Raw genomic sequence first — 13,225 nt, 5'->3', positions numbered from 1 at the left:
GAAGAATCCATCTGGGTGATTTTAAAAATATTGTTCTGGCAAACAGCGTGATGCTTCCAATGCAAAAAAACTATATCACGAATAAAACGGTTCATTATAGTAGTTTCATCTTAAACTTGAAAACTAAATTTCACTAATATGAATTCTTCCTGGATTCGCCATACACAATTTTCTCCTGAGATATACCACGAAAACCAAAGCGCGTTGACCGGGCGGCTTTCGCCGCTGCCAGTCAACGACATTGGCGATGCAGCGCTGTGGCTGCGGATGTCGCCAGACCATTTGGTTGAAGCGGCGATTGAAGCCGATGGAATATTTGATGTGCAACTTGAGGCTGAAACCATTGAGAAACAGCGGCGCATACAAGAGCAGGAAATCAACCGTTTTTCTGCCATCGAAACGTCTAATGTTATTTTTGTATTGGGTAGCGATTTAGGGTACAGCCTCGAACTTTTGTCCTCGTACTTATCGCAAGCGCCGCGCAAAGCGGCGGTCATCGTTGAACCAGACCTGCGTCAATTACACCTTGCCCTCGCCGCCTGTTCGCTGCTGCCCTGGATCAATAGCAACCGCATTGATTGGGCGGTCGGCGGCGATTGGGCCGATCAGGTACGAACTCTGATTTGGGAGCATAATTACTTCGCCTGCGATCAACCCGACATTTTATTCTCTCTCACGGCGCGTCGTCCTGACCGCACGTCAGCCTGGGCGGAGTTGCAAGCGCTCATCCGTCAATGCGCAAGCGATGGCAAAGCGCGTTTTAAACAAATGATGACTGGCGCCGAAGTGTATTACGCAAAAAAAGACCGATCTCAGTTGCAGCATTTACTCGCTCCGTCGACGGCGAACGATCCCGCAAAGGCTGTCCCGTATATTCAAGAGCGCTTTCTAGATGAATGCCGACGCAATCAAATGGAAGTCGTCTACCATGAGCCGGGCTTCCGCAGCGACATCCGGTTATTAAAACAAATCGCTGAATTGCGTCCCGACGCCATGATGATGATTAACCGCTCCCCGGCTGAATTCGCCCGGCGCGAACAACTCGACCACCTTCGCTTGCCGCGCTTTATCTGGTGCATCGACGACCCGAATTGTTTTGTTGACGACGCCTTCGGCGAACATGACTTCGTCTTCACCTGGGACAACGCGTACGCTGACGACTTGCGGGCCAAGAATGCCCAAAGCGTTGATTTTTTTCCTTACGTCGCTGATATGGACCACGCAACGGCGCAATATGATGAATGCTTCGCTTCGCCTGTCAGTTACATCGGGCAGGTAAAATGCCTCAATGCCGACGAGCTGCACCTTAAGCCGTCCGAAGCAGCGCTGGCGGAAAAAGCAGGCCGCTGTAAAGCGCAACAACGCGACCGCAGTTATCAGTCGCTCTTGTTGCAATTCCAAAGCGAATTTGGTTTACGCGTCATTGATGACGAACGCGATGACGCGCCGCGATTGCTTCGTTATGCCATGTATATTGTCGCCAACGCGCATTGGCGTATCGCCGTGTTGGAACGGGCGCGACCGTTTGGACTAAAGATTTATGGCAATGACGATTGGAAATTCTATTTAGAAAACCACCCTTTGCTTGATTGCTTTTGCGGCCCGGCGGACCCCGAACGCGACGTCCCCAACATTTTCTATTCAAGCAAAATCAATCTCAACATTCATAGCCTGCAAGCGCTGACCAGCCTGAACCAGCGCGATTATAACTGCCCCTTGGTCGGCGGATTCATCCTGACCGATTGGATTGACGGCGGCGATTCATTTTTTGAGCCGGATATTGAAATGGCGTTTTATCATGATCTGAATGAACTCCAATCGAAGATTTCGCATTTTCTAAATCATGATGAAGAACGGCAAGCCATCATCGAAAAAGGACGCGCGCGGGTCATGCGCGAACACTTGTATAGCGTCCGCGTTCCGCGCGCAATCGGTACGTTCCAACAGCGCATTCAAGAACGCTATGGAGTAACGGCTGATGAATAATCCAACTTGGCTTCCATTGCACGAATTCAATACGGCTCTATTCACAGCCAATCTGAAATTCTTAAATGCGTTCGGTTCTAAAATCACGACACAGGTTCAGTTCCCAACCAATGATGAAGACATCCAGGTGCAATCTCTCGGTACGTTAGTCGCTGCTCGATCGTTGAAAAACCCGGACCAATGGATATTCGGCCAGTCGCCCGCGCAAGAGATTGCAGCCATTCGCAACGCGATGCAAAGCATTCCACCGGATTCAGAATTGGCCGTCTTGATTGGAAGCAAAGCCGGATACGCAGCCGGACCGATGGCCTCTTTGTTGCAACAGCGGCCTCGATTGCGCGTTGTTGTTTTGGAGCCATCCACAGAACGAATGCGCCTTTGCCTTTCCACCAATGATTTGCGCGATGCAATCAGGACTGGGCGCTTCATAGTTGCAATCACGCCTGATAGGGAAGCCGGCCTATGGCGCACCATTGATGACAACAGTTTATGGAACGCTCAATCGCCTTGCTGCATCGTATTTGACGACGCAGTCGATGAGTCTATCGTTGAGCGTTTCCAAGCAGACTATCCACACCGCAGCCAGGCGGCGCAATCAAAACGAAGCGAAATACTATCTTCGCTCAAACAGACGGCAGAGAATTCTAAACAACCGATTGAACGCGTTTTATTATTCGACTGTTGGCCTGGCGCCCCGCAGCAGGCGCACATTGAAGCAATGCAAAAAGCGCTCAATGCGCGAAATATTCAAAACCGCGTGATTCAATTAAAAGGCTTTCGGTTTGATCAGCGCCTGGGCGAGTATCGGCGCGAGTTAGAACATACACTGCTCAATACGCTTGATGAATTCCGCCCGGAACTGATCGCCAGTTATGCCTACCATGCGCCGCAAATCATGGCGCCCGACCTGTTCGACGCGGTCGGTGCGCCTTGGGTGCAAGTGGTTTCAAACATCGCGTACTATGATCGCGAGTATTACGACAATGAGATATGCGCCGTCATCGACCGCCGCCTGATTTCGATCTATGAACAACGCGGCGCGCCGCAAGCGGCTTTTGTTCCCATCATGGCTGACTACGTCGCAGACGCGCCTACGCCGACCTGCGGAGAACTACCAATCGTGTTCGTCGGCAACTCGCTTGGGCTGCAATCCGCCGAACGCGACCATTGGCTGCAAGTCTGGAAACCGCGCGAACGCGCATTCAACGCAATCAATGAAGCGGAACGCGCATTAAGCGAATTTGATTTGCAATTGAATTTATATGATTACCTCGAGCAAAATCCCATCCCGGATTTAGGCGAGGACGAATCCTATCAAGCGTTTCGCTATCTGCTTTGCCAATCAACCGCCGCGCGCCGCATGCAAATTCTCGAACGTCTCGCTGACAAGGGGCTGCACGTCTATGGCAATTGGAGGAGACCCCCCAATTCGCCGTTGACCTCATGTTTACACGGCCCGCTGCCGATGGAGCAAGAGCAGACTCTATTCAAGCGCGGCGCAATTTTTATCAATATTCATTCAACAGGGCATTTGACCGGGCCAAACATGCGCTTCTTCAATATCGCGGGCATGGGCGGCTTTCAATTATCCGACGGCGCCTTCGATGAATTTCTTGAACCGGGCAAAGAATATGCGTCGTACCAGTCATTAGATGAAGCCGTTCAAAAAGTGGAATTTTATCTTCAGCATCCCGAACAAATGAATGATATCCGCCAGCAAGCCTGGCAGCGCGTTCAGCGCGATTGGACGTACAACAATTGGTTGGATTGGGTGGAGCCTATCATGCAGCGTTCATTCATCAATCAATAAACGCCTGATCGAACAACAACGGGCTGTAGAAGATTTCCATTGCCGTTGTCCCATTCATAACGCCCGGCAAGACCCTCGAAACCATTTAGACCTACAATTGCGTCGCGCAATTGCTTACGCGAATTCCCGCCCCGTTTGATCGTTTCCGCAATCATCTTGATCGCATCATAGCTGAAGGCGTCGCGATAGGACGGCTTCGAGCCGTTCATAAATTTTGAATATTTTTTTGTGAATTTCTGAATTTTTATAGAACCTGTATCCCACCAAAACGGCGCAGCGGATGTAATAGAAATCCCACTTGATTTATTTATAGAAACCGGGTCGTCGGTTTTCCATTGCGTCAGAATGCGCTTGCATAAATTCGTCCGCTTCGCATTTTTAATGAACTTCTTAAAATGCGCTTGATGAAACCACACCCAGATTACGTCCGGTGAAAATTGCGCCGCTCGCTGCATGGCGGTTTCCATCGCGCCGATTTCATCAGGAACAATAAAATCAAACAACGGCGGCGCGTTCTGCGTTTGCAACGCTTTGCGAAACGCCGTCGCCGCCATACGCGCATCATGCAGGTCAGCGTAGATCATGCCCATGCGCGTATTGTTTTTGATGCAGCCGGATTGCATTAACGCCGCCGACATTGCGTCATCGCTGGGCGGCATCCGAAAAATCCAAGGAACGCGAATTTCCGTCAGCGTCGCGTCGGTCGCGGCTGGCGCCAACAAGGGCAAGTGCGCCTTCAATGCAATCTGCTGCGCGACATGGGTCGAGGCGCTGTCCGGCCCGCCGATGATTGCGATCACGTCATCTTCGTACGCCATCTTGATGAGTTGCTGCGACCCGGCGCCCCAGGGACCGTCCGCCCAGCGCTGAATCAAACGCAACGGCTTGTCGAGCATTTTTGCTTGATTGATTTCATCCGCCGCGAGTTGAGCGCCCGCCAACAAAGAGCGCTCTCCCGACTCCGGCGAGAAGACGCCGATGCAATATTGATCGCCCGACGCAGAGCCATCCGGCCCGGTGAATTGCAACGGGTCGTCAAACATACGCTTATACGGCGTTTGCTGATCGCCAAACGCAAAACGGGATGGAAGAACGAATCCCCCCATCCCGCTGATGAGCGCAGTCAAAGCGCGACGGCGATTAATCGAAAACTTCATCTTGCGTATAGATTTCAAATTCCCCGTCTTCCAACAACGCTAAGGTCGCGGGGCTGCGGTCGGTAAACACGGCGTCAAACACTTTATCTCCGGTCACGCCGTGATAGGTTTTCGTGTTCGCCAGCGCGTCGCGAATCAGCGCCCGGTTTAATCCCGCCTGATTGATCGCGTCGAGTACCATATTCATGCCGTCAAATGAATGCGCGGCGAAATGGCCCGGCGCTGTATTGAATTGCGCCTGAAAGTCTTTTTGAAATTGGACCCACTTCGGGTCGTCGCGGGTTGGATCAAACGGATATCCCGCCGCAACTTTGCCCTGCGCAACCGCATCGCCTGCGATCTCAAAAAACTCGTCGCTCACCATACGGTCGCTGCCGATGAGCCATTGCTGCATCCCCATTTCCCGCATTTGCTTGAGCAACAACGCCGATTCGCGCGCGTCACCATACGTAATGATCGCTTCAACGTCCAATGCTTGCAGGCGCTTTAACTGAGGCCGCATATCGTCGGAACCAAGCGGGTATTGCAGTTCCGCCATAAAGGGATGCCCCAGCCGCTTGGCGGCGTCGCGAAATTCATCAATGCTCATGCGTCCATAGCGGTTGCCCGCCCGCAACGCCGCAACGCGCGTCAGTTTTAATTTTTTGAAGACATAATCCGACAGCAAATAACACATCTGGCGGTCGTCTGTCACGCAACGAAACACCCAGGGGATGTTGGTCTCAATGAACGTCGGGTCGGTGTCGCCAGTGTTCATCACCGGAATCTCACACTTCAACGCCACCCGAATTGCGATATGGCTATTGGCGCCGTCGATGGTTCCAAGTACGGCCCAACACTTTTCTTTGTAAGCCATGTCGATGATTTCGCTGCCGGATGCGCCCCACAAGCCATTGTCGTTATGCACCATCAACTCAAATGGAACCCCGCCGCGATAGCCGCCGTTTGCGTTGGCCTGTTGGATGGCGAGTTTCGCGCCTTGCAGCATCTGTACGCCCAACGGTTCTTCATGCGACATACCGCCCGTCGCGACCGACACCGTTGACTCAATCGGACCGATGAAACCAATACGGATTGATTCAAGCCCTTGCGGTTCGGGAATATTCCGCCCATAGCCCGTATATTCTAACGGTTCCAAAAAAAATTCTTTATACGGTTTTGTGAATTTCCCAAATGGAACGTATTCCGCTGGCGTGTCGCCGTATTTAGGCGCCGCCGCTTCTTCATCCGCTTGAATGAAATTGAAACAACATAACACCAATGCCGAAGCAACCAATATCGAAAATTTTAATTTCATGGCGTTTCTCCCTGGATCGCCTCTTGTGGAAGGACCAACGCGGTTTTCTTTTTTAATCCAGGCCAATACCCGGCGCCCTTGCCGCGCGCCAGGCCGTGCCCGGTTCCAAGCCAGACATCCTCGCCCTGAAATTCGCAGACGATGGAGTAGTGGTTGGGCAAATTAAGATCAATAGGCTGCGTCCTAATTTCATTCGCGCCGACTTGGATTTTCGCCGACCATTGTTTGGCGTCTTCGCTCTCTCTGTAATATGAAACCCAAACGTCATTTTCAAAATCCGTCAGGACAGAGAACCCTTCATCCGTGCAATTATAACAAGCCGAACCGCCACGGCCTTTGGCGAAGTTGATGAAATTGCTGCGCAGTCCGCTGTCGTGGTCCATGTAGCCGCGCCAATGGCGTCCGTCATACCGACTCAGCCCAAAGTACGTCGACGCCCACATCACGCCTTGAGTAAATGAAACGGAAGTGGTGATGATGTGAATCAACCCGTCGTCGCGATACAGATCAATTTCCATTTCGCCATCAGGGTCGTGATGGTCCGTCCATTGCCCGGTTTTCATATCGTATTCAAGGATTCCGCCGCCCCAGACGGCAAGGTAAATCATTTGGTTTGCGGGGTCGGAATCAATGCTGTAGCACCAGATTTCTTCCATCGGCGCGTTTTTTTCGGTATAGATTTCCCACTCGCCGCTGGCGGTGTTATAGCGGCTGGTCCCTGCGGTGGTCGCCGCCCAGAGTTCATCGCCGACCATGGTGACGCCGTAGACAACGTCATTCACCAAGCCGCTGTTGAGCTGATGAAAATGGTCGAAGCGCCCTGCGCTAAACCGCGCCACGCCGCCGCCGAACAATCCCAGCCACACATCGCCGGTCTTTGGTGAAATTGCGATTCCGCTGACAACGCGCCAGGGCAGGCCGTCCGCTTCCGTCCAGGTTTTCCATTGGCCGTCTTCATAGCAGGCGAGGCCGTTTTCCGTCCCGACCCATAGGCGGTCGCCGTCGGCTTTGAGCGCAAAAATATGATCGTTAGGCAGCCCGTTTTCTTCCGCGTAAAAAGTTTCCCACTCCGTATAAACGAAGGGTTCGCCGGGCAACATCGCGTCATCCGCATACGCCGCAATCGCAATGCAAGCCGCCAGCATAAAACCGAGAGATGTAATCCGGCAACACATGCCATTTCTCCTTTACAGCGTTTTCAAAAATTCAATCAAATCGTTAAGTTGATCTTTGGTCATATCGTTACTGACGCCATGTTCATCCTGTGGATTGAACACCGTCCAGATTTCTTCCAGCGTCGGCGCGCGCCCGTCATGCAGGTAAGGCGCAGTCGCATAAATATTATTCAAATGCGGTACATCAAACTCGCCATGAATATCCAGCGGCGATTTTGTCCCGACGTCTTCAACGGTGCGGCTGGTGTAATAGGGAGCGGGATGGCATGTGGAACAACGATCATTCAGAGGAATTTCATTCCCGCTGTTATCATGCGTTCTAAAGAACATCGCTTTGCCGCGTTGTTGCGCCGGGGTCAATTCGTCGCCGGTACGAAAGCGGTTGGGCGGCCTGGGGATGGTGCAGATATAGCGGTCGAGCGCTTCGGATTGTTCCGGCGTGAAAGGATCAATACGGGTAAAGAACACCGCAAGGCGCGCGCCGCATTGGCGTTTCAACGTCGGGTTGGTGCCTTCCCACTTGAACGGCGCCGTATCGAGAATGCCGCGCAAGGTGCGGTTATCGACCGGCTGTACGCCGATGCCGTCCGGCTCGATGTCGTAAGTAATGCCGTCGACGCCGCCGTCGGGATGGCAGGAATGACATGAGAACTGACGCCCAAACGTGACCCGCGCGTTATGAAAAATCTGTTCGCCCCAACGCTCCTGGGTAATGACTTCCGGCCCGCCCAGGTCAAACACGTTCACGCGTTCTTGCGTCTGCGCATCAATCACCGACACTGTATCGTCAAGGCCGTCCGCGACATAAATGAAACGCCCGTCTCGCGACGCGACCATCCCGCGCGGACTGCGTCCGACGGCAATACGTTTGACGACATACTCTGCGCTAACGCCCAGATGATTGGGCAGACGCTCGCGGCGGTCGCGGTCAGAGGCGTTTTGCAAAACTGATTTCATTTTTTCAATATCAATCACGGCAACCGCATCGACGCCGCCGCCGCTAAGATAGGCGAAGCGTCCATCCGGTCGGAACACAATATCGGTCGGATCAGAAAAATAGTTCTCGACTCCGTCAATCAACAATTGATCAACGCGCCCGTCGCGCCAAATCACGCCGAAGCCGTTGTTTATCACCCAGCCTTGCAACACCCGCGTCATCGGGACCAGGTTCTTGGTTCGGATCAGCGTACACAACGCAAATTCGCCGTCAGGAGAGACATCGGCGCCTTGAATCAGATTCGCATCAGGAACCATCACGCGGTCTTTCACAACCCCGCGCTGTAAATCCAAAACCGTAACTTCCGAACGCGAAGGCTCGCGAAATCCGACAAAGTGCGAAAGGTTATTGGTCACATACGCAGTTTTGTGATCGGGGCTGGAGGCAATCGCCCAAGCGCCCCGCGCCGCAGACAGGCGTTTGGCTTCTTCGCCCGATGACAATTCGATAACGGAAATATCGCTGCTGCCCGCATTCACGGAGTATAAAAATTGGTTCGCGGCGTCGATCATCACTCCGTGCGGTTCGTCGCCGACAATCAATGTCCGTAAGATTTCATAACTGCGCCCATCTAGTTCTGAAACGCTGTCGGAACCACGATTGGAGACGTAAATGCGCGATTCATCCGGCGACAAGCAAACATCGTGCGGCTGATTTTCGACTTCAATTTCAGCCAGAATCGCGCCGTCTTGCGTATTCAATACCATCAGGCTATCAGACGCCTCGCACACAACAAACAAGCGGGCGCCGTCTTGAGAAATCGTCAGGTTCCAAGGCGTTTTGTATTCAACCGTTTCATAAGCACCCGCTTGGTTGCGGTTGGGCTGCGGCGGTTTCCAAGCGGGGTCTAATTCAGCGTCTCTGCCATACTCTTCTGAATGAGAAATCTGCTTCCATGCTTCAGAGAATACAAACGGCTTCACGTCGATAACGGATGTATGCGATCCCTTTTCTTTATGGCAAACCATACAAAAGCGTTCGTCAGGAATGAACAATCCCGCCTGTCTCGCTTCATCCGAATTGCTGGTTTCGTGCATGGAGAGATACGAACTGCTGGCGCCGTGGCACATTTCGCATTGAATGCCCTCTTCATACGAGAACTCCGCGTCGCGCTCCCAGGCTTCCGTATCAGAAGCGGTGGTATGGCAGCCCAAACAGATCGGGCTTTCAAACGGGTCAACATCGACGCCGGACAGCCGGGCGATTTCTTTCGACTCAGGCATCCCCAGCACAACGTAGGCGCGGGCGTGGGCGCTTTGCCGCCATTGGTGGACGGCGCTTGCGTGACATTCACGGCACGAGATTTCGCCGAGATAGACGCGGTCTTCAGCAGCCGAAACCATCGACGCAACTGCTAACGCAATGGAGAAAAAAAGAATAACCAGCCGATGTATATTCATTGCTCAATCCGTTATTGTTGAGGTTCTTTGATGGTCAATACTTGGTTTGCATCCACGTTTTCGAATGATTGCTTTTCGCCGCTAGGCCACTGGATATCAACGCGCTCAGCGCTCTTGTTCTCGCCCAGGCCAAAGTGCGCGGCCTGTTGGCTCTGCGACAAATAGCCTGAGCTGCTGGTGATATACCGCGTTTGGGTTTTGCCGCCGGCGGTGACTTGAACGACAGCGCCGTAAGCGTCGCGGTTACTTTTTGTCCCTTGCAGTTTGATTTGCAGCCAGGGCGTATTCGAGGCGCCGTCGTTGCGCAACAGGCGGCAGCGATTATTCAAGTTCACAATCAATAAATCCAAATCGCCGTCGCCGTCATAATCGCCCACCGCCGATCCGCGCGAAACGAACTTATCTTGCATGGCGGCGCCTAGCCGCGCCGAAACGTCTTCAAAGCGCTCGCCGCCTTGGTTGAGCAAGATGAGGTCTTCTTCCGCGTCGAGTTTGTGGCTGTCGCCGTTGGAGAGAAAAATGTCAATCCAACCGTCATGATTAAAATCTAAAAAGTTGCCAGACCAGCTGGTGTACTGCCCGCAGGATGCAGCCACCCCCGCCTTGTTGCTCATCTCTTCAAACCAGCCGTCGCCCGTATTGCGGTACAGGCAGCAGTAGGTCATATCAGGCACCAGCAAGTCAAGAAATCCATCGAGGTTAAAGTCGCCGAATTCCGGCCCCATCGCCGCCTGGGCCTCGCCGTTCTGCCCGAATGCGGTCGCGGTCAACAAGGCGATGTCCTCAAATGTCCCATCGCCCAGGTTGCGGTAGAGGTAGTTTCCCATCGCGTCATTGGCGACGAAGATATCCACCCAGCCGTCATTGTCGATATCGCAGGTCGCCACTCCCATGGCGCGCCCATCGGGATTGGTTAATCCAGCGGCTTCGGTTACGTCGGTGAAGGTCCCGTCGTCGTTATTGCGATAGAGCGCGTCCTGCTGTCCGGGATACGACAGCGGCCCGGGGAACTTGTCGGGCGCGTAGTAATAGTTGTATTCGGGGTCCCACAAAATATAGGCGCCGACGTAGAGGTCGAGGTCGCCGTCTTTGTCATAATCAAAGAATGATGCGCCGATGCCCCAGCGGTCGTCTTCGACGCCTGCCTGTTGGGTGACATTTGAAAACGTGCCGTCGCCGTTGTTTTGATAAAGAACATCCGGCCCGTAGTTGGTCACGAACAAATCCGCATCGCCGTCGTTGTCGTAGTCTCCGGTCACGCAGCCCATGCCGAAACCGGTATCCGCCACGCCCGCCGCTTCGCTTACGTCGCGAAAGGTCCCGTCGCCGTTATTGTGATAGAGCGCGTTCTTTAACTTGCCTTGTTGATTGCGTCCGCGGATGCTGTTGATCCCCGCCAGGTAACTTCCGTTGACAAGATAAATGTCGAGTTGGCCGTCGTTGTTGTAATCAAAAAACGCGCAACCCGCGCCAGTCGATTCAATGATGTTATCTAACTTTTCGTCGCCGATGCTGTGTTTGAAATGAATGCCCGCCGACTCGGTCGCATCAGTAAATTGCGGAAAAACGTCCTGAGCCAGCGAAGTGGAAGCGAATAGAACCAAAGCAATCAACGGAAGCAGAATGCTTTTCATTGCTGTTCTCCCGTCTGAATAGAATACGGCGCGCCCTGATTGATCCAGTCAATGAATGTTTGAATCACGTCTGCGTCCAACGAATGCGGTTTGTCGCGCATCTCGCGAACAATCGGGCTTAGCAAAATGGAACCGGCTTGAATGTATAGAAGCCCAACAGTCGAGCTGGTGGGGTCTAACGAGAGAGATTCCGCATGCGTCAATTTGTCATAGATTGCTTTGACTTCCCGGTTGTTTGTCGAGTCACAAGAAAAATCAAGCCGATGGGTTGAGTCGTGGCATTGAACGCAAGTCGAAGCAAGCATCGGTGCAATGTCGCTGACAAAATCCAGCCAAGGCTTTGGGGCCGTCGACGTGAAATCGAACGCCGGCTTGACTACCGCTTGCGCCAGTCGGTTGGGCGGCGTCAGTTCCGGGTCTTCATGGCAGCCGATGCAACCGCGCCGTTCGCCCGGGCGCACCCACATCGCGCCGCATTGCGTCCGAAGCGCTTCGCCGCTTTCATCCAGCAGCTGCAAACTCAACGGCGTATCCGCCGGGACTTTCAAATAAAACGAGCCGTCTTCTTCTACCAGGGCTTCGCCTAGCGTCTTTCCCCCTGGGGAGTGGTTGCCATAGCGCCCTTCAATCACGCGCACTGCTTTGATTCCTCCAGGCGAGAGGTCGCGAACCAACCCATGCTGGCTCTCATACACGTTCAGGCAATACAATACGCCCGACTCTTTTCTGACATCCACAACGCTAGAGCGCCCGTCGACCCGTTCGTTCGGCGCCAACACTTGCGCATCGACGCAATGGTATTCGCTGTCTTGCAAGACCGTTTCAAGCACGGCGCCGGATTGGGCGGAAAGCCGCACAAGAGCATAGATGTCTTTGTCGCCTTCTTTTTTTGAGATCACGATCGATTCGTCATCAATCGGACAGGGATACAAAAACCAACCGCTCGCAAGATTTTTGTAGGTGTGAAGTGGGCGCCATTGTTCGACAAAAGAGAGACGCCCATCTTCGATAAAATACACGCGCCCATCGGGTGACGCTGCTGGCTGTAACATGCGAAAGAACGGCTCATCTTGCCCAAAATAAAGCATGGCGTCAGCGCCGTCGATGTTGACCGCCATCAGTTTCCAATTTGGCAACTTGTTTCCGACTGCTTGCACGCTGCTATAAACCACGCGCCCGTTCGGCAACACGGTCGGATCAAAATCCGCAAGCGTGTTATGTGTAATTCGCTGCACGCCGCTGCCGTCCATCCAACACGAATAGAGCGCGCTGGAATCATGCTCAATTGTTTCTAACCAACCGTCATCCGCCCCGACGAATACCAAACGCGGCGCTGGGTGCTCATCATTCAGATGAAACAGCGAGCCAACCCGCAACGGCGAAACGCTATGAGCAATCCCCGTGGGAATCATCTCTTTCTCGCTGCCGTCCGCGTTCATTTTAAATAGGAGCCAATTGTCGCCGGGATGGCGCTTACCCGTGAAGTAAATCGTATTGCCGTCAAAATCAACGGCCGGGTCGCAGGCGGAAGCGAAACCCTCCGTCAGGTTTTGCAATTCGCCGTCGCGGTTCAGCCGCATGATGCGGCAACCGTCTACATAACGTCCACCAGGAACTCCGATGAATCCCGATTCTAAAGATGTCTTTGGAATTTGGACGAAGAGAATGTCTTGATTCAAACAAAAAACGGGCTGGCTATGCACAATAAAAATGCACAGCAATGCGGTGACAGTGCACCGCAAACAGCGAGGCGTGAGGTATGAAGGCAT

8 protein-coding genes are annotated in these 13,225 nt (G+C 53.1%); 2 read left to right on the top strand and 6 right to left on the bottom strand.

Features of this window, described 5'->3' with window-relative positions; genetic code table 11:
• Positions 1–138: 138 nt before the first annotated feature.
• On the top strand, positions 139–1,986 hold the full coding sequence (locus tag P9L94_14405) for a glycosyltransferase (protein MDP8245272.1): 1,848 nt from the start codon (positions 139–141) through the stop codon (positions 1,984–1,986).
• Positions 1,979–3,796 (top strand): glycosyltransferase, encoded by a 1,818-nt coding sequence (locus tag P9L94_14400; protein ID MDP8245271.1) that lies wholly within the window; start codon positions 1,979–1,981, stop codon positions 3,794–3,796. Before P9L94_14405 ends, P9L94_14400 begins: the two co-directional genes overlap by 8 nt.
• Here the strand turns inward: P9L94_14400 and P9L94_14395 are convergent.
• Genes P9L94_14395 through P9L94_14370 form a run of 6 tightly spaced genes read right to left on the bottom strand, consistent with a single transcriptional unit; the run spans position 3,790 to position 13,225 of the window.
• Positions 3,790–4,971, bottom strand: coding sequence for an ABC transporter substrate-binding protein (locus tag P9L94_14395; protein MDP8245270.1), 1,182 nt, complete (start codon positions 4,969–4,971; stop codon positions 3,790–3,792). The two genes, P9L94_14400 and P9L94_14395, sit on opposite strands and share 7 nt — an antisense overlap.
• Positions 4,937–6,250, bottom strand: coding sequence for an ABC transporter substrate-binding protein (locus tag P9L94_14390; GenBank protein ID MDP8245269.1), 1,314 nt, complete (start codon positions 6,248–6,250; stop codon positions 4,937–4,939). The genes P9L94_14395 and P9L94_14390 overlap by 35 nt, the downstream gene beginning before the upstream one ends.
• Positions 6,247–7,425, bottom strand: a complete 1,179-nt coding sequence (locus tag P9L94_14385) for a two-component regulator propeller domain-containing protein (GenBank protein MDP8245268.1) — start codon at positions 7,423–7,425, stop codon at positions 6,247–6,249. Before P9L94_14385 ends, P9L94_14390 begins: the two co-directional genes overlap by 4 nt.
• A gap of 12 nt (positions 7,426–7,437) precedes the next feature.
• Complete coding sequence (locus tag P9L94_14380) at positions 7,438–9,822, bottom strand: multiheme c-type cytochrome (protein ID MDP8245267.1); 2,385 nt, start codon at positions 9,820–9,822, stop codon at positions 7,438–7,440.
• An 11-nt stretch (positions 9,823–9,833) separates the two neighbouring features.
• Positions 9,834–11,456, bottom strand: a complete 1,623-nt coding sequence (locus P9L94_14375; protein MDP8245266.1) for a CRTAC1 family protein — start codon at positions 11,454–11,456, stop codon at positions 9,834–9,836.
• The gene (locus P9L94_14370; GenBank protein MDP8245265.1) at positions 11,453–13,225 is read right to left on the bottom strand and encodes a hypothetical protein; all 1,773 of its coding nucleotides are present in this window, start codon (positions 13,223–13,225) and stop codon (positions 11,453–11,455) included. The genes P9L94_14375 and P9L94_14370 overlap by 4 nt, the downstream gene beginning before the upstream one ends.

It is taken from the genome of Candidatus Hinthialibacter antarcticus (assembly GCA_030765645.1).
Classification (GTDB): domain Bacteria; phylum Hinthialibacterota; class Hinthialibacteria; order Hinthialibacterales; family Hinthialibacteraceae; genus Hinthialibacter; species Hinthialibacter antarcticus.
Note: the sequence above shows the minus strand (reverse complement) of the source record. Positions and strands in the feature narration are given on the sequence as shown.

Bases quoted from the DNA above. Each gene is read 5' to 3' on its own strand.
- P9L94_14400 (MDP8245271.1), top strand. From the start codon at position 1,979: ATGAATAATCCAACTTGGCTTCCATTGCACGAATTCAATACGGCTCTA.
- P9L94_14375 (MDP8245266.1), bottom strand. From the start codon at position 11,456: ATGAAAAGCATTCTGCTTCCGTTGATTGCTTTGGTTCTATTCGCTTCC.
- P9L94_14405 (MDP8245272.1), top strand. From the start codon at position 139: ATGAATTCTTCCTGGATTCGCCATACACAATTTTCTCCTGAGATATAC.
- P9L94_14370 (MDP8245265.1), bottom strand. From the start codon at position 13,225: ATGCCTTCATACCTCACGCCTCGCTGTTTGCGGTGCACTGTCACCGCA.
- P9L94_14380 (MDP8245267.1), bottom strand. From the start codon at position 9,822: ATGAATATACATCGGCTGGTTATTCTTTTTTTCTCCATTGCGTTAGCA.
- P9L94_14390 (MDP8245269.1), bottom strand. From the start codon at position 6,250: ATGAAATTAAAATTTTCGATATTGGTTGCTTCGGCATTGGTGTTATGT.
- P9L94_14385 (MDP8245268.1), bottom strand. From the start codon at position 7,425: ATGTGTTGCCGGATTACATCTCTCGGTTTTATGCTGGCGGCTTGCATT.